This window comes from Streptomyces pseudovenezuelae, from assembly GCF_001513955.1.
In the GTDB taxonomy this organism is placed as follows: Bacteria; Actinomycetota; Actinomycetes; order Streptomycetales; family Streptomycetaceae; genus Streptomyces; species Streptomyces pseudovenezuelae.
The window spans coordinates 188,850-209,342 of sequence record NZ_KQ948149.1; the positions used below are offsets into that span (position 1 = coordinate 188,850).

Consider the following 20,493-nt stretch of genomic DNA (forward strand, 5'->3'; position numbering starts at 1 on the left):
GCTTCGTGCTGTCTACCGCGTGAGCCGGGACAGGAAGCTGTCCACGAACTTCTCAACCTCGGCCCGGCTCTTCACTTCCTCGACGTTCAGGCGGTCGACGTACCTCACCCCTGCGTTCAGGAGCAGACGGCTTCGGCTGTGGTCCCGCCCGGCATGGCCTTTGTGGTGTGGCCCGTCGATCTCGATCACTCCGGCGTACCCGCGATACGTGATCAGTAGGTCGGGCTCGAAGGTCCAACCTCGTACCCGCATGCCGCCCAGAGGCACAATCCCGATCGTTTCGTCGTCCGGCAGGGACTCCTGCCGTTCCCGAAGCACCCGGTACACGTCCAGCTCCCACTCGTTGGTGAACCGGAGCTGGTCCTCGACTGGATGGCTGGGTTCGAGCTGCACCTTGCGCCCCTGGTTGCTCGGCTTGGGGCCGTCGGCTGTCTTGATCTGCCTGCGCCAGTCCGGGCCGAGGCGAGGGATCGACGGCCGGGCGACGAGGGTGTCGACCTGCTTCGCCGACCCCCACATCACCTCTCGCATCACCTCAGCGATGCCATCCAGCGCCTCTTCGTCATACGTCGGGTACAGGCCTGGCTCAACGACCAGCACGACCCTGTAGCCCTCCTGGTTGTACTCGGTATTCCAGAGCCGGACCTCAGCCGATGACACGTCGGCGATCATCCGTGCCGTGTCGGTCTTCCCGAGGTGATATGCGAGTACGGCGCTCGTGCCGAGCAGCCACTCACTCACCAAAGGGGCGTTCTGCGGGGCGTCGAGGGCCAAGGACATGTCGGGTGACGCCAGCTCATCACTCATGCAGAGAATTGTGGCAGCCACCACAGACAACGGAAGGGCGCCGGAAGACGAGGGAGCCCCGTCAACGTGGCCAGCCGGCAATGGGGTTGAGGCCCGAGCTGCTGCACGACGACGCCCGGCCGGGCAGCATCCCCGGCCGGGTGTCGTGCTGTTGGGGCTACGCCTCGGGGCGCCCTCGGTGACAGGTGCACCCGCACCGCCGTGCGAGCAGGAGGCCGCCACCGTGGGGCAGGGGCACGTCCTGGGTCTGCCTGCACTCGCCGTGCAGATCCTTGTACCCGGCCTGCTGGGCGACCGCGCACTCAGCAGACAGGGCCGAGGTGTCCACAGAAGGCGCGCTCACGGTGCCTCTCCTCGGCTCCGGGCGTTCGCCAGGGCCACGCCCGCCGACAGCCTGTCCGCCGCCGTAGCGGGCCGAAGGGGGCCGCGCGCGTCCCATTCCCGTCCGCCGCCGGGCGGCCGGAGCTGAACGTACGGCCCCTCATGCCCCATCACTCGGCCGACCTTGCGCGTTGCCTCGTCGTACACCAGGTCGCCGGGCTCCGGCTCGTACGTGTTCATGCGCACCCCCGCTGGATCACGTCGGCCAGCCGTAGCGCGACGTCAGCGCGTACCCGGCCGAGGGTGATCAGGTTCAGTGAGGGCGACGCCGTATCCGCCCCCAGGGACGGCAGGACGAGCCCCGCCGCCGTCAGTGCTTCCCGCAGAGTTTCGACCGCCGCTGTGACATCCGAGGTGCCCGGCTCTTGCTGCGCTGTGACCATGAACTCAGCGTTCTGGTGAGCCAGTTGAGAGGCCTAGCGCCTAGACCCAATTATTCTCGGGTAGGGACTGCCTATAGCCGTTTATGTCCACGGGGCCCCGGCGAATCTGTACCGTCCCCTCCCGGGCACGGTGATCATGAGGTCATCAGTACCCGGCGAAAGGAACTGATCATGGCGCGACGGCTGCGCTTCAACGGCACGGGCAGCGGCGTGAACGGCTGCCCGGCCGTGCACGAAGACCTCGACACCGGTGAAGTGATCATTCACGGACCCGCCCTCACCGACCCCGACGACATCGCCCGCCTGCGGCACCTGGGGGAGGGTGAGGTGCCCATCGTGGTCCCGCGCGAACTGCTCGTCGACTTCGGCCCCAAGGAGGTCAACCGCGTGCCGAACATCATCGGCCTGGACGAGTTCGACCGGCTGTTCACCGCTTTCAAGCACACGGCCTGGCGGCTGGAGACCCGCCGCCGGTATGCCTCCGACGAGGTCACCGACACCTACGCGCAGTTCCTCCGGGGCGAGCCCCTCGACTGGGCGGGCAGGGATGAGGAGTGGTGCGCCGAGCGCCGCGAACAGACCGCCCTCGGCAAGCGGTTCGAGCGCGTGCGCGTCGTCGACAACCCACCCACGCCGGGCCAGCTCTACCTGCTCGACAACGCCCGGCGGAACAGCTCCGTCGGTGAGGACATCCGGCAGCTCTGGCGGGCCGACGCCGAGCGCCTCCAGCTCCCCGAAGAGGACTTCTGGCTGTTCGACTCCCGGCTGGTGGCCCGGCTCAACTTCACCGACGCCGACGAGCTGACCGGCGTGGAGCTGATCACGGAGCCGGTGGAGGTCAACCGGTACGCCCAGGCGCGCGACGCCGCCACGCACTACGCCGTGCCGTACGACGAGTTCGCGGCGAACCTGTCCGCGAAGTAGGGCACGACCAGGGAGCGGGACCGGTGACCACCGACTACCAGCAGGCGCGCGAAGCGCTCGGGGTACGGCTGCGCGAGCTACGGCTGTCGGCCCCGGACGGTCGGCTCACCGGTTCCGCACTCGCCCGGCGGCTCGGCTGGCCGCAGCCCAAGGTCTCCAAGCTGGAGAACGGCCGTCAGACCGCCACGCCGGACGACCTCCGCGCGTGGGCCGACGGGACCGGCCACCCCGACACGTACGACGAACTACTCGCCCGGCTACGGGGGTTCGAGTCGCACATCCGCTCTTGGCGGCGGCAGCTCGCCTCGGGGCACAAGCCCGTCCAGGACACCCACCTGAGCGCACACACCGACGCCTCGGTGTTCCGGGGCTGGGAGTCCTCCATGGTCTTCGGCATCCTCCAGACCCCCGACTACGCCCGGTCGATCTTCACCCGGTACGCCGAACTCCAGCAGTCGCCCCGGGACACCGAGGACGCCGTCCGCTCCCGCATGAAGCGCCAGGAAGCCCTGTACGACCCCACCAAGCGCTTCCACCTGATCCTGTGGGAGGCCGCGCTGCGCGCCCTGGTGTGTCCGCCGTCGGTCCTGGCCGCGCAGCTCGACCGGCTGTCCGGCGCCGTCGGCCTGGACACGGTCGAGTTGGGGATCATCCCGTTCAGCTCCTCGCTCAAGATCCCGCCCGCCACGGCCTTCTGGATCTACGACGACAGCCGAGTGATCGTCGAGACCTGGCACAGCGAGCTGTGGGTCGAGGACGACGCCAGCGTGAACACGTACCTGCGCACCTGGAACACCCTGCGGGAGTCCGCCGTCTACGGCTCCGATGCTCACCAGGTCATCGCTGCCGCACGCAGCGACCTCAACGTCTGAGCACCCCTGACGCGTCAGGGCTGCGAGGCCAGAGAACATACCCAGGCCAAAACGGTCGTCAGGTATCTGGTCAATGTGCTGATCAGCACCTGACGGCCATCCTGATCAGACCCTGACGAAGATCGCCGTCAGCGGTCTGACGGCTCGGCCCGTGGCCGTCCTGCTCCCTTGCAGCGGGAGCGCCGGAGGCGGCTCCGCTGTTCCCGCTCGGCCCGGACCCGGGGACACGGGCGGGACATGTCCCTGTCGGCTGTGCCGCCTCGTGTCCCCGCCCTGTCCCTGTCCTTGTCGGCTGTCCCCCTGCCCCCGCTCTCTGTCCCGAGCCTTGTCTCAATATCCCTGCCGCATGTCCCAGCTGTCCTTGCGGGTACGTACCAGGGGGCAGGAATGTGATCACGACACTTTGAGGTTCTTTCGCTCCAGCTTGTTCAGGCGCCCAAGAGCCGCCTCGACCTCGTTGCGCCCCTCCTCCGATATGCGGCGCTGCTCGTCCCAGAGCCGTTCCCTCTCGGCTTCCCACTCGGCCCGCTGCGACGTGCCGGGCTGCATGTAGGGGCTCCCCGGCATCAGGTAGGCCGAGAACTGCGCCCAGTGCTCGCCGACCCGTTCGAGGTGCTTGATCAGTTCCTTGTCCGAACGGCGCCCGATGAGATCGTTGAGACGTTGATGGGCGCTCGTGGTCCCGTCCGTGTTTTGTAGCTGCGTCTGCGTCACGGGCTCGTCCAGGGTCATGGCGAACCACGTCCGAAAGTCCGCCAGCAGCGTGCGCAGGGCGTCGCTGTCGGGCCCGAGGGCGCGCACATGGCGTCCCCGCCACCATTTGTGGACCAAGGTCCCGACGGAGATGACGAAGGCGAGCCATCCAGGTGTGAACTTGATCCAGTCAGCAGCAGTCATGTCGAGGATTCTGCGGCGGGGAACCCGTCTGCGGAGCTGATTTAGTCGATTCGGTTATTCGGCCGGCAAGTGGTCAGCAGGACGTGATGGCAGGTGTGCCCGGCCCGGGCGGCCGAGCTGGAAGACATCGTCTCGCTGATGCTCGATCAGTCACGCACCCCGACCAAGGCCGCGTTCCTGTTCGGGCCGCCCCGGTCCGGCAAGTCGACCTTTCTGCGGACCATCAAGCAGATCGCAGGTGAGACCAACTGCTCGGCCGTCGACCTGCACCAGCTCGCCTACGACAAGTTCACCGCCGCCCATCTGCGGGGGAAGATGGTCAACCTGTCGGCCGACCCGTCCTCCAAGGATGTGGCCGACACCCTCCTGCCCGAGGGCCTGACCGAGGCCGACCGGGCCGCCGTGGAGACCTGGCCGCCCGAGCTGCGCTCCTGGCTGCACGATCGCGCCCTGACCCGGCAGATCCTGCCCTGGCGGGGCTCCATGCTCACTACCAGTTGCCGTGACCGAGGGCCTTCTTGAACTCCTCGGGGTCCTCCACCCGGAGACTGAGCCCAAGTGTCTGGAGCACCTGAAGGGCCAGATCACGGTGCGGCTGCCGGGGCTCCTGACCAGGGCGGAGTTCCTGCGAGGCCGAGACGCCGAGCTGCGCTCTGTACATGGTCTCGCTGAGCTGGTTGAACTGGTCAATGCTGATGGTGGGCCGGTTTTCCGTCGCGGCCGGGTTGTTCTGCGTCATGCCGACCACCTAACTCGGGAGCGAGTTGACGCCGCAAATCCTTGATTCATTGGTCGGTTACGCTCCGCTATGGGCCGCCGGACCTCTCGGCACCCGCTCCGACCTAGCCGTCTGTGGACCGATGGCGCCCTGCACGGTGCGCCATCGATTCCTAGCCCCGAGCATGATCGACGAGTTGGCCGGATTAGCGACCGTACATTGCCATCGCCCCAGTTCAGACGCCCTGTGATTCATCGGGCGGAAAACCCGTTTCGATCTTGAGTGCCGACAGGTCCGCGTTGAGCGCCGCCATCAGCTCCTCCATCTGCTGCAGCAGGCCCTTCGGCTGCCCAGCCCCCGCAGTCAGCGGCACGGTTTCTTCGGACATGACGGCCTCCTCGGCCCCAGGACCCCGGCGGAGGGGCCGACGCGGGTAACGGATCACGCACCGGCGACGACAAGCCGGTTCCGCCCGAGCCAACGATCACCAAAGGGCCCGGTCACTGGCACGGTCAGCCCTCGCGCACCCCGTTGCCGGATTTTCACCCGCCCGGGGACGAGGGGGAGCGCGGGACCGATGGGGCCAGGGCGAACTCCTGCGTGCAGGATGGAGTCATGGACCTCCGCATCTTCACCGAGCCCCAGCAGGGCGCGAGCTACGACACCCTCCTCACCGTCGCCAAGGCCACCGAGGACCTCGGGTTCGACGCCTTTTTCCGCTCCGATCACTACCTCAGGATGGGCGACGGCGACGGCCTCCCCGGGCCCACCGACGCCTGGATCACCCTCGCCGGCCTGGCCCGCGAGACCAAGCGGATCCGTCTCGGCACGCTGATGACCGCCGCCACCTTCCGGCTCCCCGGCGTCCTCGCGATCCAGGTCGCCCAGGTCGACCAGATGTCCGGCGGGCGTGTCGAACTGGGCCTGGGCGCCGGGTGGTTCGAGGAGGAGCACACGGCGTACGGCATCCCGTTCCCGAAGGAGAAGTTCCCCCGCCTGGAGGAACAGCTGGAGATCGTCACCGGCCTGTGGGCCACCGAGCCCGGCGAGACCTTCGACTTCCAGGGCAAGCACTACCAGCTCACGAAGTCGCCCGCGCTGCCCAAGCCCGCCCAGGACAAGATCCCCGTGCTGATCGGCGGCCACGGCACCACCCGCACCCCGCGCCTCGCCGCCCGGTACGCCGACGAGTTCAACATGCCGTTCGCCTCGGCCGAGGACAGCGAGGCGCAGTTCGGCCGGGTCCGGGCCGCCGCCCAGGAGGCGGGCCGCGCGGCCGACGCGATCACCTTCTCCAACGCGCTCGTCGTCTGCGTCGGCAAGGACGACCGGGAGGTCGCCCGTCGCGCCGCGGCCATCGGCCGTGAGGTCGGGGAGCTCAAGACCAACGGCCTGGCCGGCACCCCCGCCGAGGTCGTCGACAGGATCGGCCGCTACGCCGCCGTGGGCTCCCGCCGGATCTACCTCCAGGTCCTCGACCTCGACGACCTCGACCACCTGGAGCTGATCTCCGCGCAGGTCCAGGCGCAGCTGTCGTAGCCGGCGCCGTTAATCGAAGGCGCAGGTGGGACGGACTGTGGGAAGCTGAGGCCGTCGTCCTGCCGAGCCCCCGGGATCACCGTCCTCGGGGGCTCTCGCGCGTACGGCACCCAGTCCCTTCCACCGGCCGGAGAGGCCACTCGCATGTTTCTGACGATCAGTACCACCGGCACTCCCGAGCGCCCCGCCACCGACCTCGGCTACCTGCTGCACAAGCATCCCGAGAAGGCGCAGGCGTTCTCCACCTCCTACGGCAGGGCGCACGTCCTGTATCCCGAGGCGGACGATCAGCGCTGCACGGCGGCGCTGTTGCTGGAGGTCGACGCGGTGGCGCTGGTCAGGCGCGGCAAGGGCAAGGGACGCGGCGGCGCCCCGGACTCGGCCCTCGCGCAGTACGTCAACGACCGCCCCTACGCGGCCTCCTCGCTGCTCGCGGTGGCGCTGAGCGCGGTCTTCTCCAGCGCCATGCGCGCGGTGTGCGCCGCCAAGCCCGAACTGCCCTCGCAGCCCCGGCCGTTGCGCATCGAGGTACCGGCGCTTCCGGCCCGCGGCGGTCCCGAGCTCGTACGGCGTCTCTTCGAGCCGCTCGGCTGGACCGTGACCGTCGAACCGGTGGCCCTGGACAGCGAGTTCCCCGAGTGGGGCGACTCGCGCTACGTCCGCCTCGAACTGGAGTCCACGCAGCTCACCGTCGCCGAGGCCCTGCGTCACCTGTACGTCCTGCTCCCCGTCCTCGACGACGCCAAGCACTACTGGGTGGCCTCCGACGAGGTCGACAAGCTGCTCAGGGCCGGTGAGGGCTGGCTGCCCGGGCACCCGGAGCAGAAGCTGATCACCAGCCGCTACCTGTCCCGTCGCTGGTCGCTGACGCGCGAGGCGATGGAACGCCTGGAACTGGTGCGGCTCGCCGAGGCCGACGACAGCGAGGTCGAGGACATCGACAACGCCGTCGAGGCGGAGACGGAGACCGAGGAGAAGCCGACCCCGCTCGCCGTGCAACGCCGCGAGGCCATCCTGGAGGCGCTGCGCGCCGCCGGTGCCGCCCGCGTCCTCGACCTCGGCTGCGGACAGGGCCAGTTGGTGCAGGCACTGCTCAAGGACCCGAAGTTCACCGAGATCGTCGGCGTCGACGTGTCGGTGCGGGCGCTGACCATCGCCTCCCGGCGGCTGAAGCTGGACCGCATGGGCGAGCGGATGGCCTCCCGCGTCCAGCTCTTCCAGGGCTCGCTGGCGTACACCGACAAGCGGCTCAAGGGGTACGACGCCGCCGTGCTCAGCGAGGTGATCGAGCACCTCGACCTGCCGCGGCTGCCCGCCCTGGAGTACGCGGTGTTCGGCGCGGCCCGCCCGCGGACCGTCCTCGTGACGACCCCGAACGTCGAGTACAACGTCCGCTGGGAGTCGCTCCCGGCCGGGCACGTCCGGCACGGCGACCACCGCTTCGAGTGGACCCGGCAGGAGTTCCGGGCCTGGGCGTCGGCGGTGGCCGAACGGCACGGCTACGACGTGGAGTTCGTGCCCGTGGGGCCGGACGACCCGGAAGTGGGACCGCCCACGCAGATGGCCGTTTTCACCTTGGGCACAGCCGTGATCAGGACCGAGAAGGAGGCGAAGGCCGCATGAGCGAGACACAGACCAGGGGACGGGTGCTCCCCGTCACCGACCTCTCCCTCGTCGTCCTCGTCGGCGCCTCCGGCTCCGGCAAGTCCACCTTCGCGCGCCGGCACTTCAAGCCGACCGAGGTGATCTCCTCCGACTTCTGCCGTGGTCTGGTCTCCGACGACGAGAACGACCAGGGCGCCACGAAGGACGCCTTCGACGTCCTGCACTACATCGCGGGCAAGCGCCTGGCCGCCGGCCGCCGCACGGTCGTCGACGCGACCAGCGTGCAGTCGGACTCCCGACGGCAGTTGATCGACCTGGCCAAGCAGTACGACGTCCTGCCGATCGCCATCGTGCTCGACGTCCCCGAGGAGGTGTGTGCCGAGCGCAACGCGGGCCGCACCGACCGGGTCGACATGCCGGTCCGGGTCATCAAGCGCCACATCCGCGAACTTCGGCGCTCGGTAAGGCAGTTGGAGCGCGAGGGCTTCCGCAAGGTGCACGTCCTGCGCGGGGTGGCCGACATCGAGCAGGCCACCGTCGTCACCGAGAAGCGCTTCAACGACCTGACCCACCTCACCGGCCCCTTCGACATCGTCGGCGACATCCACGGCTGCGCCGCCGAACTGGAGTCGCTGCTCGGCAAGTTGGGCTACACCGACGGCGTCCACCCCGAGGGCCGTACCGCGGTCTTCGTCGGTGACCTCGTCGACCGCGGACCGGACAGCCCTGGTGTGCTGCGGCGCGTGATGTCGATGGTCAGGTCGGGCAACGCGCTGTGTGTGCCGGGCAACCACGAGAACAAGTACGGCCGTTACCTGAAGGGTCGCAAGGTCCAGCACACCCATGGCCTCGCGGAGACCATCGAGCAGATGGAGAGCGTCTCCGACGAGTTCCGGGCCGAGGTGCGGGAGTTCATCGACGGCCTCGTCAGCCACTACGTCCTCGACGGCGGCCGGCTGGTGGTCTGTCACGCCGGTCTGCCGGAGAAGTACCACGGCCGCACCTCCGGCCGGGTCCGCTCGCACGCGCTGTACGGCGACACCACCGGTGAGACCGACGAGTTCGGGCTGCCGGTGCGCTACCCGTGGGCGGAGGACTACCGCGGCCGGGCGGCCGTGGTCTACGGCCACACCCCGGTCCCGGAGGCGACCTGGCTCAACAACACCATCTGCCTGGACACCGGCGCGGTCTTCGGCGGCAAGCTCACGGCACTGCGCTGGCCGGAGCGGGAGCTGGTCGACGTACCGGCGGAGCGGGTCTGGTACGAGCCGACGAAGCCGCTGAGGTCCGAGGCCCCGGGCGGGCACGACGGCCGGCCGCTCGACCTCGCCGACGTGCACGGCCGCAGGGCCGTCGAGACCCGGCACCAGGGCCGGGTCGCCGTCCGGGAGGAGAACGCGGCAGCGGCCCTGGAGGTCATGAGCCGCTTCGCGGTGGACCCGCGGCTGCTGCCTTACCTGCCGCCGACCATGGCGCCCACGGCGACCTCGCGGGTCGAGGGCTATCTGGAGCACCCGGCGGAGGCGTTCGCGCAGTACGCCGGGGACGGGGTCGAGCGGGTCGTGTGCGAGGAGAAGCACATGGGCTCGCGGGCCGTGGCCCTGGTGTGCCGGGATGCGGAGACGGCCCGCAGGCGCTTCGGCGTGGAGGGTCCGACGGGTTCCCTCTACACCCGTACCGGCCGCCCGTTCTTCGACGACGAGTCGGTCACGGAATCGATCCTGGACCGGCTGCGGGCGGCGGTCGCCGAGGCGGGACTGTGGGACGAACTCGACACGGACTGGCTGCTGTTGGACGCCGAGCTGATGCCGTGGTCGCTGAAGGCCTCGGGCCTGCTGCGCTCGCAGTACGCGGCGGTCGGTGCCGCGTCCGGGGCGGTGTTCCCGGGCGCGCTGGCCGCGCTGGAGGGTGCCGCGGCGCGCGGTGTCGAGGTCGCCGACCTGCTGGCCCGCCAGCGGGAACGCGCCGTGCACGCCGCCGCGTTCACCGACGCGTACCGCCGCTACTGCTGGACCACCGAGGGCCTGGACGGCGTCCGCCTGGCACCGTTCCAGATCCTCGCCGTCCAGGGCCGCAGCCTCGCCGGGCTCCCGCACGACGAGCAGCTGGCCCTGCTGGACCGCATGGTGGAGCACGACAGCACGGGCCTGCTCCAGACCACGCGACGCCTCTACGTCGACACCGGTGACCCGGAGTCGGTGCGGGCGGGCGTGGACTGGTGGCTGGAGATGACCGGCCGCGGCGGCGAGGGCATGGTCGTCAAGCCGCTCGGGGCGGTGGTCCGCAGCACGGAGGGTCGCCTGGTGCAGCCCGGCATCAAGTGCCGCGGCCGGGAGTACCTGCGGATCATCTACGGCCCCGAGTACACCCGTCCGGAGAACCTCGACCGGCTGCGCAAGAGGTTCCTGAACCACAAGCGCTCCCTCGCGATCCGCGAGTACGCGCTGGGCCTTGAGGCCCTGGACCGGCTGGCGGAGGGCGAGCCGCTGTGGCGGGTCCACGAGGCGGTGTTCGGGGTGCTGGCGCTGGAGTCGGAGCCGGTCGACCCGCGACTGTGAGCCGCGGGTCCGGGCGTGGTGGGGGGTGACCTGTCGTCACCCCCCACCCCTCACCCCACCAACCGCAACCGCTCCCCGCACACGCCCACCTCCACGGTCTGCCCCCAGGTCAGCTCCAGGGAGTCGCCCTCCATCCCGTCCCCGAAGGCGATCAGGCGCTCGGACTCGACGGTGAGGCGCAGGCGGGCCGGGGCGGGGAGCTCGCCGGCGGTCAGCGAGGTGCCGGTGGCCGGGGAGGGCCAGGCCTCGCGGACGAACCAGACCAGGCGGGTCTCCGTCGGGGCGGGCAGCCGTAGGGCGGCGCCCCGCTCCTGCCACACGGACCGGAGCCAGCCCGTGGCCCCGGTCCCCGTCCCCACCAGCACCCCGGACGAAGCCTGGGCCTCGACGACACCCCCGTCGCCCTCCAGGCCCAGGCGGTATCGGGCGGTCTGGTGACCGGCGGCACCCAGGTAGATCTCGTTCAGCGCGACGAGCCGCTGGGTGTCGTCCGCGACGGCCTCGACCATCGTCAGCTCCTGGACACTCGCACCGGCCACCGCCAGCAGCTCCGCCGTGTCCCGCGGGCGGTGCCGTACCAGGACGCCGGGGTTGCGGCCGGGCTCGGTGTCGATGCCCAGCACCGGCTGGCCGGACAGGTACTTGGCCACGTTCGCCACCAGTCCGTCCTGGCCGACCACGAGCACGACGTCCTCGGGAGCGAACAGGAAACGGTCCAGGTCCGCCCGCTCCACCCGGGCCTGACGCCAGGTCAGCGGAATCGCGGCGGTCACCTCGGCGAGTGCGCGCCGGGTGCGCTCATGGCGTTCGGCGACCTCCGCGATGTCCCGGCCCCGGGAGGCGAGGAAGAAGGCGGCCTGGCCGTGGGTGCCGTGGTGGGCCACCAACTCCGCGTACTCCGTGGTGCGATGGACCAGGACGGCCCGTGGCGCGAGACTCACTCCGGCTCCCGTGCGCCCAGCTTGGCCAGGAGGCCCGTCAGCACGTCCGGGGAGATCGTCAGGCTGTCGATGTGCGGCAGGTTCTCCGCGAGCCGGGTCCCGGCCAGGGCGTGCAGGGTGGCGACCTCGACATCCGCGTGCACCTGCAACCAGGCGGCCTGCGCCTGTGCCTTCGCGTCGCCGACCGCGCGCGCTCCTTCGGCCTCCGCGCGCGCCAGCCGTACCGAACGCGTCGCCTCCGCCTCGGCCCGTACCGCGTCCGCCGCCGCGTGCTCCTCCGCCTCCCGGCGCGCGTTCGTGCCGCGCTGCTCGACCAACTGCTCCTCGCGGCGGGCGAGTTCGATCTGGCTGGCCAGTTCGTTCTCGGCGATGGCCCGCTCGCGCTCCACGGCCACGGCCCGGCGTTCGTAGGTCGCGCGGTCGGCCTCCTGCTGGATCTGTTCGCGGGCCGGGGTGCGCAGGGCCCGCTCCACCTCCGGCTCGGGTCTCAGTGCCATCACGCGGACGGCGACCACCTCGATGCCGGTGGCGGGCAGCCGTGGCTCGGCGTCCAGGCCCGCCGCGACCCGCTCGCGCACCGCCGCCACACCGTCGACCAGGGCGGAGGACAGGGGGGTCCGGGCCAGTACGTCGAGCGCGTGCTGCTGGGCCGTCTCCGTGAGCAGCGTGCCCAGTTGCTCCAGCGGCGCCCCCCGCCAGACCCCGGTGTCCGGGTCGATCGAGAAGTCCATACGAGCGGCGGCCAGTGCCGGGTCGCCGATCCGGTAGGTCACGGTCGCCTGCACCGCCACGTCCTGGAAGTCGGACGTACGGGCGTGGAAGGTCATGGCCAACTCGCGGTCGTCCACCGGCACTTCGGAGAGCGCGGCCGTCAGGGCGCGGAACCAGAAGCTGAGCCCCGGACCGTCGTGCAGCAGCGTGCCGCCGCGGTGGTGGCGGATGTGCGCGGTGGGCGCGCCGCGCAGATGGCGCCAGCCGAGGCGCCGGGTGATGTCGGCCATCGAAACCCCTCTTTTCGTCTAGTGGACGATAACTCGCGTGAAGGGTTGTCGTCAACGGGACGAGAAGAGAAATCCGGGCGGACCCAGGGGTCAACAGGCTCCTCGGTGGTCAGGATGGAGGCATGGGATTCCATGTCGACTCCGAAGCCGGGCGGCTCAGCCGCGTCATCCTGCACCGGCCGGATCTCGAGCTCAAAAGGCTCACCCCCAGCAACAAGGACGCACTGCTCTTCGACGACGTGCTCTGGGTGCGCCGGGCGCGCGCCGAGCACGACGGGTTCGCCGACGTGCTGCGCGACCGCGGGGTCGCCGTGCACCTCTTCGGCGACCTGCTCACCGAGGCCCTGGAGGTCCCGGCGGCCCGGTCGCTCGTGCTCGACCGCGTCTTCGACGAGAAGGAGTACGGCCCGCTGGCCACCGACCACCTCAGGGCCTCCTTCGAGGCGCTGCCCGCCGCGGAACTCGCGGAGGCCCTCGTGGGCGGGATGACCAAGCGGGAGTTCCTGGACGCGCACCCGGAGCCGACCTCCGTGCGCTTCCACGTCATGGACCTCGACGACTTCCTCCTCGCCCCGCTGCCCAACCACCTGTTCACCCGGGACACCTCCGCCTGGATATACGACGGGGTCTCCGTCAACGCCATGAAGTGGCCGGCCCGGCAGCGCGAGACGGTCCACTTCGAGGCGATCTACCGCCATCACCCGCTCTTCCGCGACGAGACGTTCCACCTCTGGTCGCAGGGGCAGGCCGACTACCCGTCCACCATCGAGGGCGGCGACGTCCTCGTCATCGGCAACGGCGCCGTCCTGATCGGTATGAGCGAGCGGACCACGCCCCAGGCCGTCGAGATGCTCGCGCACAAGCTGTTCGCCGAGGGCTCCGCGCAGTCGATCGTGGCCCTCGACATGCCGAAACGGCGGGCCTTCATGCATCTGGACACCGTGATGACGATGGTCGACGGCGACACCTTCACCCAGTACGCCGGGCTCGGCATGCTCCGCTCGTACACCATCGAACCGGGCGTCGGCGACAAGGAGCTCAAGGTCACCGACCACCCGCCGGAGCACATGCACCGCGCGATCGCCGCCGCGCTCGGGCTCAGCGAGATCCGGGTCCTGACCGCCACCCAGGACGTGCACGCGGCCGAGCGCGAGCAGTGGGACGACGGCTGCAACGTCCTCGCCGTCGAGCCCGGTGTCGTCGTCGCCTACGAGCGCAACGCCACCACCAACACCCATCTGCGCAAGCAGGGCATCGAGGTCATCGAGATCCCGGGCAGCGAGCTGGGCCGGGGGAGGGGCGGACCGCGCTGCATGAGCTGTCCGGTGGAGAGGGCGGCCGTATAGAAAGGGCGGCTGTATAGAAATGCTGAACATCGTATAGACTTCCAGGGTCCTGTTCTCGTCCGTCCCTCTGGAGCGCCCCCATGGCGACCGTTCCCACCGCCCTCGCCGGGCGCCACTTCCTCAAGGAGCTCGACTTCACGGCCGAGGAGTTCCTCGGCCTGGTCGAGCTGGCGGCCGAGCTGAAGGCCGCCAAGAAGGCGGGGGCCGAGACGCGGTACCTGAGCGGGAAGAACATCGCGCTGATCTTCGAGAAGACCTCGACCCGCACCCGCTGCGCGTTCGAGGTCGCGGCGGCGGACCAGGGTGCCTCGACGACGTACCTGGACCCCTCCGGCTCGCAGATCGGCCACAAGGAGTCCGTACGGGACACCGCGCGCGTGCTCGGTCGTATGTACGACGGGATCGAGTACCGCGGGGACAGCCAGCAGAAGGTGGAGGAGCTGGCCGGGTACGCCGGGGTGCCGGTGTACAACGGGCTCACCGACGACTGGCACCCCACCCAGATGCTGGCCGACGTGCTGACGATGACCGAGCACACCGCGAAGCCGGTCCGGGAGATCGCGTTCGCCTACCTCGGGGACGCGCGGTTCAACATGGGCAACTCGTACCTGGTCACCGGCGCGCTGCTCGGGATGGACGTGCGGATCGTCGCGCCGAAGACCTACTGGCCCGCTCCGGACGTCGTCGAGCGGGCGCGGGCGCTCGCCGTGGACAGCGGGGCGCGGATCACCCTCACGGAGTCGCTGGAGGAGGGCGTGCGCGGGGCGGACTTCGTCGCCACCGACGTCTGGGTCTCCATGGGGGAGCCGAAGGACGTGTGGGACGAGCGGATCGCCGCGCTGTCGCCGTACGCGGTGACCATGGACGTGCTGCGGGCCACGGAGAACGCGGACGTCAGGTTCCTGCACTGCCTGCCCGCCTTCCACGACCTCGGTACGAAGGTGGGGCAGGAGATCTTCGAGACCCACGGGCTGGAGTCCCTGGAGGTCACGGACGAGGTGTTCGAGTCGGCGCACTCGGTCGTGTTCGACGAGGCGGAGAACCGTCTGCACACGATCAAGGCCGTGCTGGTCGCGACGCTGGCCTGAGCGTCACGCCGGGTGCCACTGCGGCGGCACCACCGGCAGCCGGAACCACACCGCCTTGCCGGTCTCGGTCGGGCGGTGCCCGCACGACGAGCTGAGCGCCCTGATCAGGAGCAGTCCCCGGCCGTGTTCCTGCCAGGGGTCCGGGTCCCTGGTGTCCGGGTGGGTCAGGTGGCCCGGGGGTGCCGGGTCGGGGTCGTGCACCTCCACCTGGCAGCCGGTCGGCAGCAGCTCCACGACCAGCTCTATCGGGGTGTCGCCGGCCGTGTGCTCCACGGCGTTCGCCACCAGCTCGGCCGTCAGCAGCTCCGCGGTGTCGCAGTCCGCCCCGTGCTTCAGCTCCGCCAGCGCGGTGCGGACCAGAGCGCGCGCCACGGGCACGGCCGCGGCGGAATGCGGCAGCGCGATGCGCCAGGAGGCGGAGGCTGGGGGGCGATCTTGCAAGGCGGTTCCGTTCATGAGCAGGCTGTCCTGCTTTCAACCGTATGAATGGTACGGCGCCGTCGGCGGTGTCGTCCGGCGGGCGCCGCACGGGACCTTCGGCCCCGTTGGCAGGCGGCTTACCCGTAGCAACGGCTTGCCTCGCACGGCTGATCCCGCCGTTGCCGGTCTGTCGACGAGCCGTGACGGATGTGACGCGGCCAGGTCACATCGGGATGCTCCTATCGCGCACTCGTGACGACAGTCAAAGATGAGTGATAGCTTCGAAGGGAAGAGCGCACCTCGAACCTCGCACCCAGCCCGAGCACGAGGAGGCCGCACGGACATGAGCCCCTTCACCGGCTCCGCCGCCCGCACCCCCCACTGGCAGCACCTGCGCGTCGACCTCGCCGACGGGGTCGCCACGGTCACCCTCGCCCGTCCCGACAAACTCAACGCGCTCACCTTCGGCGCCTACGCCGACCTGCGCGACCTGCTCGCCGAGCTGTCCCGCGAGCGTTCCGTCCGGGCCCTGGTCCTGGCCGGGGAGGGCCGCGGCTTCTGCTCCGGCGGTGACGTCGACGAGATCATCGGCGCCACCCTCGCCCTGGACACCGCCCAGCTCCTCGACTTCAACCGGATGACGGGCCAGGTCGTGAGGGCCGTACGGGAGTGCCCCTTCCCGGTGATCGCGGCCGTGCACGGGGTGGCGGCGGGTGCGGGGGCCGTCCTCGCCCTGGCGGCCGACTTCCGGGTGGCGGACCCCTCGGCCCGCTTCGCCTTCCTGTTCACCCGGGTCGGCCTGTCCGGCGGCGACATGGGCGCGGCCTACCTGCTGCCCCGCGTGGTCGGCCTCGGCCACGCCACCCGTCTCCTCATGCTCGGCGAGCCGGTCCGCGCCCCCGAGGCCGAGCGCATCGGCCTGATCAGCGAACTGACGGCGGAGGGCGGCGCGGACGAGGCCGCGCAGACCCTGGCCCGTCGCCTGGCCGAGGGTCCGGCACTCGCGTACGCCCAGACGAAGGCACTGCTGACGGCGGAGCTGGACATGCCGCTCGCGGCCTCGGTGGAACTGGACGCCGCGACCCAGGCCCTGCTGATGAACGGCGAGGACTACCGGGAGTTCCACGCGGCATTCACGGAGAAGCGCCCGCCGAAATGGAAGGGGCGGTGATCATGCCCACTCCCGTCCGGCGCATCGCGATCATCGGCGGCGGCCCCGGTGGCCTGTACGCGGCGGCCCTGCTGAAACGGCTCGACCCCGGGCGGGACATCACCGTGTGGGAACGCAACGCCCCCGACGACACCTTCGGCTTCGGCGTGGTGCTGTCCGACGAGACCCTGGGAGGCATCGAGCACGCGGACCCCGAGGTCTACGCGGCACTGTGCGAGGACTTCGTCCGCTGGGACGACATCGACATCGTGCACCGGGGCCTGCGGCACACCTCCGGAGGTCACGGCTTCGCCGCACTGGGCCGCAGGCGACTCCTCGCCATACTGCACACCCGCTGCCGCGCTCTCGGCGTCGACCTGCGCTTCGGCACCGAGGCCCCGGCCGACCTGGCCCGGACCCACGACCTGGTCGTCGCAGCCGACGGAGTCAACAGCACCACTCGCCAACGCCTCGGCCATGTGTTCCGCCCCCATGTGACCCCGCACCACTGCCGCTACATCTGGCTCGCCGCCGACTTCCCCTTCGACGCCTTCCGGTTCGAGATCGCCGAGACCGAGCACGGCGTGATGCAGCTCCACGGCTACCCCTACGCCCCCGACTCCTCCACCGTGATCATCGAGATGCGCGAGGAGGTCTGGAAGGCCGCCGGCTTCGACGAGGTCCCCGCGCAGGAGTCGACGGAGAGCTGCGCCAAGATCTTCGCCGAAGCCCTCCGCGGTCGCCCCCTGCGCTCCAACAACTCCACCTGGACCACCTTCCGCACGGTGGTCAACGCACACTGGTCGCACGGCAACACCGTGCTGCTCGGCGACGCGGCCCACACCGCCCACTTCTCCATCGGCTCCGGCACCAAGCTCGCCGTGGAGGACGCCCTCGCCCTGGCCGCCTGCCTTGAGGAACAGCCGTCGCTGGAGGGGGCGTTGGCGGCCTACGAGGCGGAGCGCAAACCCGTCGTCGCCTCCACGCAACGCGCCGCCCGCGCCAGCCTGGAGTGGTTCGAGAACCTCGGCCTGTACCTCGACCAGCCGCCCCGCCAGTTCGCCTTCAACCTGCTAACCCGCAGCCGCCGCGTCACCCACGACAACCTGCGCCTGCGCGACCCGCGTTTCACCGGCGCCGTGGAGCGCGAGTTCGGCTGCCCGCCCGGCACGCCCCCGATGTTCACGCCGTTCCGGCTGCGCGGTCTGACCCTGCGCAACCGGGTCGTGGTCTCGCCGATGGACATGTACTCCGCCACCGACGGCGTCCCCGGCGACTTCCACCTGGTCCACCTGGGCGCCCGGGCCCTCGGCGGCGCCGGGCTGGTGATGACCGAGATGGTGTGCGTCTCGCCCGAGGGGCGCATCACACCCGGCTGCACCGGTCTCTACAGCGGCAGACAGGCCGAGGCCTGGAAGCGGATCACGGACTTCGTGCACGCGCGGTCACCGGGCACCGCGATCGGCCTGCAGCTCGGCCACAGCGGCCGCAAGGGCTCGACCAAGCTGATGTGGGAGGGCATCGACGAACCCCTGCCGGAGGGCAACTGGCCCGTCGTGGCGCCTTCCCCGATCCCCCACAAGCCCTTCAACCAGACCCCGCGCGAGCTCGGCCGCGCCCAACTGACCGATATCCGCGAGCAGTTCACGGCGGCCGCCTGGCGTGCCGCCCGGGCCGGCTTCGACCTTCTCGAACTGCACTGCGCCCACGGCTACCTGCTCTCCGGCTTCCTCTCCCCGCTGACCAACCGGCGCACCGACGCCTACGGCGGCTCGTTCGCCAAGCGCCTGCGCTTCCCGCTCGAAGTCTTCGACGCGGTCCGGGGAGTGTGGCCGCAGGAACGGCCCATGACCGTCCGCATCTCCGCCACCGACTGGGCCGAGGGCGGCAACACGGCCGAGGACGCCGTGGAGATCGCCCGCGCCTTCGCCGCGCACGGCGCCGACGCCATAGACGTGTCCACCGGACAGGTCGTGGCCGAGGAGCACCCGGAGTACGGCCGCTCGTACCAGACGCCGTACGCCGACCGGATCCGCCACGAGACCGGCCTCCCGGTGATCGCGGTCGGCGCCATCTCCTCCTGGGACGACGTCAACTCACTGATCCTGGCCGGCCGGGCGGACCTGTGCGCGCTGGCCCGCCCGCACCTGTACGACCCGCACTGGACCCTGCACGCGGCAGCCGAGCAGGGGTACGACGGTCCCGGCGTGGTCTGGCCCGATCCGTACCGCGCGGGCAGCCGACGGCCGCAGACCGGACGCACGGACGCCCCCAAGCCCCGGCTCACGCTGGGGACTTGAGGGCACCGCCCGTCAGGCAAGGCCGACCATGCCGGCGGTCAGCGTCGCCCCAGACGGGACGGACCCGAGCCGCTCACACCAGCCCCCGCTCCGCCAGCACCGCGTACACGGCGTCGGCCGACTCCTGGGGCGTCTGGTCCTGCGTCCTGAGCACCAGCGAGGGGGCCGCGGGCGGCTCGTACGGGTCGTCCACCCCGGTCAGTCCGGTCAGCCGGCCCGCCGCCTGCCGGGCGTAGAGCCCCTTCACGTCCCGTTCGCCGCACACTTCGACCGGCGTCGCCACATGCACCTCGACATACGGCGTCCGGCTCGCGTCGTGCCGCTCGCGCACCGCCTCACGGCTGTCGGCGTAGGGCGCGATCACCGGCACGAGGGACAGGACGCCGTTGCGCGCGAGGACCTCGGAGACCAGGCCGATCCGCTGGACGTTGGTGTTGCGGTCCTCGCGGGAGAAGCCGAGGCCGGCGGAGAGGAAGCGGCGTATCTCGTCGCCGTCCAGGACCTCCACCCGACGTCCCTCGGTCCGCAGCCGGTCGGCGAGCAGGCGGGCGATGGTCGTCTTGCCCGCGCTCGGCAGTCCCGTGAGCCAGACGGTGGCTCCCCGAGCCCTTGCCGTGGTGGTCATGCGCAACGGTCCTCTTCTTTCTCACGACGACCCGGGGGACGCTAGGTAAGAAACTTGAGAAGAGGGGCAGAGGAGCCTGAGGGTTGTCTTAGGGGACCGTGATGTGTCCGGGATCACAAGCCGGCGAACGTGGCCCCCGCGTCCCGCAGCCGCTCGTGCAGGCCTCGGAACACCGCCGCCGCCCGCTGGCCCGGCCAGTCCTCCGGGAGCAGGGGGGCGGGCAGGCCGGGATCGGTGTAGGGGAGATGCCGCCAGGAGTCGAGCGCGAGGAGGTAGTCGCGGTAGGCCTCATCCGGCGGTGTGTCGGCCCGCTCCTCCCAGTCGCGCAGCACGCGCGCGTGGCGGTCGAGGAAGGCCTCGTGCTCCTTGGCGATCGCGGCCAGGTCCCACCAGCGGCCCACCGCCTCGACGGTCGCCGCGAAACCGAGGTGCTCGCCGCGGAAGAAGTCCACGTACGGGTCGAGCCGCAGCCGCTGGAGGGTGTGCCGGGCCTCCTCGTACAGCCGTGCGGGGGCGATCCACACCCCGGGGGCCGCCGTGCCGAAGCCGAGGCCGGCCAGCCGTGAGCGCAGCACATGCCGCTTCTGCCGTTCCGACTCGGGCACCGAGAACACGGCGAGCACCCAGCCCTCGTCCTCGGGCGGAGTCACCGGGTAGATGCGCCGGTCGCCGTCGTCGAGCAACTGGCGGGCGTCCGGTGACAGTTCGTACCCGGCGGCGCCGCGGGCCGTGCGGGCCGGCAGCAGCAGGCCGCGCCGTTTGAGGCGGGACACCGAGGACCGTACGGAGGGGGCGTCCACGCCGACCGCGGCCAGCAGCCGGATCAGCTCGGCGACGGGCACGGGGCCCGGCATGAAGCGGCCGTAGGCTCCGTAGAGCGTGACGATGAGAGACCGTGGTGCATGCTGGTCGGACACGTTGATCATCTTAGGTCGTGT

At 70.6% G+C, this 20,493-nt stretch carries 22 protein-coding genes; 10 read left to right on the top strand and 12 right to left on the bottom strand.

Annotation, left to right across the window (positions count from 1 at the left end; all coding sequences use genetic code 11):
* Positions 1 to 12: 12 nt before the first annotated feature.
* The 4 genes from AQI94_RS25180 to AQI94_RS25195 all read right to left on the bottom strand — a co-directional run bounded on the left by AQI94_RS25180 (position 13) and on the right by AQI94_RS25195 (position 1,571).
* Positions 13 to 807 carry a hypothetical protein gene (locus AQI94_RS25180; protein ID WP_031048182.1) on the bottom strand — a complete coding sequence of 265 codons (795 nt, stop codon included), beginning with the start codon at positions 805 to 807 and terminating at the stop codon, positions 13 to 15.
* Positions 808 to 964: 157 nt separating this feature from the next.
* Positions 965 to 1,150, bottom strand: coding sequence for a hypothetical protein (locus AQI94_RS25185; RefSeq protein WP_031048185.1), 186 nt, complete (start codon positions 1,148 to 1,150; stop codon positions 965 to 967).
* Positions 1,147 to 1,368 (bottom strand): hypothetical protein, encoded by a 222-nt coding sequence (locus tag AQI94_RS45750; RefSeq protein WP_031048187.1) that lies wholly within the window; start codon positions 1,366 to 1,368, stop codon positions 1,147 to 1,149. The genes AQI94_RS25185 and AQI94_RS45750 overlap by 4 nt, the downstream gene beginning before the upstream one ends.
* Positions 1,365 to 1,571: a hypothetical protein gene (locus tag AQI94_RS25195; protein WP_031048189.1), complete on the bottom strand. Its 207-nt coding sequence runs from the start codon at positions 1,569 to 1,571 to the stop codon at positions 1,365 to 1,367. The genes AQI94_RS45750 and AQI94_RS25195 overlap by 4 nt, the downstream gene beginning before the upstream one ends.
* Positions 1,572 to 1,742: 171 nt before the next feature.
* Here AQI94_RS25195 and AQI94_RS25200 point away from each other — a divergent pair, with 171 nt between their 5' ends.
* Together AQI94_RS25200 and AQI94_RS25205 are read left to right on the top strand one after the other, a co-directional pair.
* Entirely contained in the window at positions 1,743 to 2,495 is a 753-nt protein-coding gene (locus tag AQI94_RS25200; RefSeq protein WP_031048194.1) for a DUF6879 family protein, read from the top strand.
* Positions 2,496 to 2,518: 23 nt separating this feature from the next.
* Positions 2,519 to 3,367, top strand: coding sequence for a helix-turn-helix domain-containing protein (locus AQI94_RS25205; protein WP_031048196.1), 849 nt, complete (start codon positions 2,519 to 2,521; stop codon positions 3,365 to 3,367).
* Between the two features lie 393 nt (positions 3,368 to 3,760).
* On the opposite strand, the gene AQI94_RS25210 is transcribed toward AQI94_RS25205, so the two are convergent.
* The gene (locus AQI94_RS25210) at positions 3,761 to 4,264 is read right to left on the bottom strand and encodes a hypothetical protein (RefSeq protein ID WP_158806277.1); all 504 of its coding nucleotides are present in this window, start codon (positions 4,262 to 4,264) and stop codon (positions 3,761 to 3,763) included.
* A gap of 138 nt (positions 4,265 to 4,402) precedes the next feature.
* Here AQI94_RS25210 and AQI94_RS25215 point away from each other — a divergent pair, with 138 nt between their 5' ends.
* On the top strand, positions 4,403 to 4,786 hold the full coding sequence (locus AQI94_RS25215; protein WP_158806279.1) for a DUF5906 domain-containing protein: 384 nt from the start codon (positions 4,403 to 4,405) through the stop codon (positions 4,784 to 4,786).
* Here the strand turns inward: AQI94_RS25215 and AQI94_RS25220 are convergent.
* Together AQI94_RS25220 and AQI94_RS45120 are read right to left on the bottom strand one after the other, a co-directional pair.
* Entirely contained in the window at positions 4,755 to 5,003 is a 249-nt protein-coding gene (locus tag AQI94_RS25220) for a thiamine pyrophosphate-dependent enzyme (RefSeq protein WP_158806281.1), read from the bottom strand. The genes AQI94_RS25215 and AQI94_RS25220 overlap by 32 nt on opposite strands.
* Before the next feature lie 214 nt (positions 5,004 to 5,217).
* Positions 5,218 to 5,370, bottom strand: coding sequence for a hypothetical protein (locus tag AQI94_RS45120; RefSeq protein WP_167364524.1), 153 nt, complete (start codon positions 5,368 to 5,370; stop codon positions 5,218 to 5,220).
* Between the two features lie 227 nt (positions 5,371 to 5,597).
* Between AQI94_RS45120 and AQI94_RS25225 the strand changes: the two genes are divergently transcribed.
* The 3 genes from AQI94_RS25225 to AQI94_RS25235 all read left to right on the top strand — a co-directional run bounded on the left by AQI94_RS25225 (position 5,598) and on the right by AQI94_RS25235 (position 10,684).
* Positions 5,598 to 6,521 (top strand): LLM class F420-dependent oxidoreductase, encoded by a 924-nt coding sequence (locus tag AQI94_RS25225; protein WP_031048207.1) that lies wholly within the window; start codon positions 5,598 to 5,600, stop codon positions 6,519 to 6,521.
* 144 nt (positions 6,522 to 6,665) lie between these two features.
* On the top strand, positions 6,666 to 8,144 hold the full coding sequence (locus AQI94_RS25230) for a 3' terminal RNA ribose 2'-O-methyltransferase Hen1 (protein WP_031048208.1): 1,479 nt from the start codon (positions 6,666 to 6,668) through the stop codon (positions 8,142 to 8,144).
* On the top strand, positions 8,141 to 10,684 hold the full coding sequence (locus AQI94_RS25235) for a polynucleotide kinase-phosphatase (RefSeq protein ID WP_031048211.1): 2,544 nt from the start codon (positions 8,141 to 8,143) through the stop codon (positions 10,682 to 10,684). The genes AQI94_RS25230 and AQI94_RS25235 overlap by 4 nt, the downstream gene beginning before the upstream one ends.
* A 50-nt stretch (positions 10,685 to 10,734) precedes the next feature.
* Here the strand turns inward: AQI94_RS25235 and AQI94_RS25240 are convergent, their stop codons facing one another.
* Positions 10,735 to 11,625 (bottom strand): NAD(+)/NADH kinase, encoded by an 891-nt coding sequence (locus AQI94_RS25240; RefSeq protein WP_031048214.1) that lies wholly within the window; start codon positions 11,623 to 11,625, stop codon positions 10,735 to 10,737.
* Entirely contained in the window at positions 11,622 to 12,626 is a 1,005-nt protein-coding gene (locus AQI94_RS25245; RefSeq protein WP_062229942.1) for an SPFH domain-containing protein, read from the bottom strand. The genes AQI94_RS25240 and AQI94_RS25245 overlap by 4 nt, the downstream gene beginning before the upstream one ends.
* A 122-nt stretch (positions 12,627 to 12,748) precedes the next feature.
* On the opposite strand from AQI94_RS25245, the gene AQI94_RS25250 reads away from it, so the two are divergent.
* The gene (locus AQI94_RS25250) at positions 12,749 to 13,972 is read left to right on the top strand and encodes an arginine deiminase (protein WP_031057474.1); all 1,224 of its coding nucleotides are present in this window, start codon (positions 12,749 to 12,751) and stop codon (positions 13,970 to 13,972) included.
* Between the two features lie 80 nt (positions 13,973 to 14,052).
* On the top strand, positions 14,053 to 15,060 hold the full coding sequence (gene argF, locus AQI94_RS25255) for an ornithine carbamoyltransferase (RefSeq protein WP_031057470.1): 1,008 nt from the start codon (positions 14,053 to 14,055) through the stop codon (positions 15,058 to 15,060).
* Between the two features lie 3 nt (positions 15,061 to 15,063).
* Here the strand turns inward: argF and AQI94_RS25260 are convergent, their stop codons facing one another.
* The gene (locus tag AQI94_RS25260; protein WP_031057468.1) at positions 15,064 to 15,516 is read right to left on the bottom strand and encodes an ATP-binding protein; all 453 of its coding nucleotides are present in this window, start codon (positions 15,514 to 15,516) and stop codon (positions 15,064 to 15,066) included.
* A gap of 307 nt (positions 15,517 to 15,823) precedes the next feature.
* Between AQI94_RS25260 and AQI94_RS25265 the strand changes: the two genes are divergently transcribed.
* Both AQI94_RS25265 and AQI94_RS25270 read left to right on the top strand, forming a co-directional pair.
* Positions 15,824 to 16,651, top strand: coding sequence for an enoyl-CoA hydratase family protein (locus tag AQI94_RS25265; protein ID WP_031057464.1), 828 nt, complete (start codon positions 15,824 to 15,826; stop codon positions 16,649 to 16,651).
* The gene (locus tag AQI94_RS25270; protein ID WP_078902925.1) at positions 16,636 to 18,930 is read left to right on the top strand and encodes a bifunctional salicylyl-CoA 5-hydroxylase/oxidoreductase; all 2,295 of its coding nucleotides are present in this window, start codon (positions 16,636 to 16,638) and stop codon (positions 18,928 to 18,930) included. The genes AQI94_RS25265 and AQI94_RS25270 overlap by 16 nt, the downstream gene beginning before the upstream one ends.
* Positions 18,931 to 19,003: 73 nt before the next feature.
* Here the strand turns inward: AQI94_RS25270 and cysC are convergent, their stop codons facing one another.
* Complete coding sequence (gene cysC / locus AQI94_RS25275) at positions 19,004 to 19,555, bottom strand: adenylyl-sulfate kinase (protein ID WP_031057459.1); 552 nt, start codon at positions 19,553 to 19,555, stop codon at positions 19,004 to 19,006.
* Positions 19,556 to 19,668: 113 nt separating this feature from the next.
* Complete coding sequence (locus tag AQI94_RS25280; RefSeq protein ID WP_031057456.1) at positions 19,669 to 20,481, bottom strand: PaaX family transcriptional regulator; 813 nt, start codon at positions 20,479 to 20,481, stop codon at positions 19,669 to 19,671.
* Positions 20,482 to 20,493 lie beyond the last annotated feature (12 nt).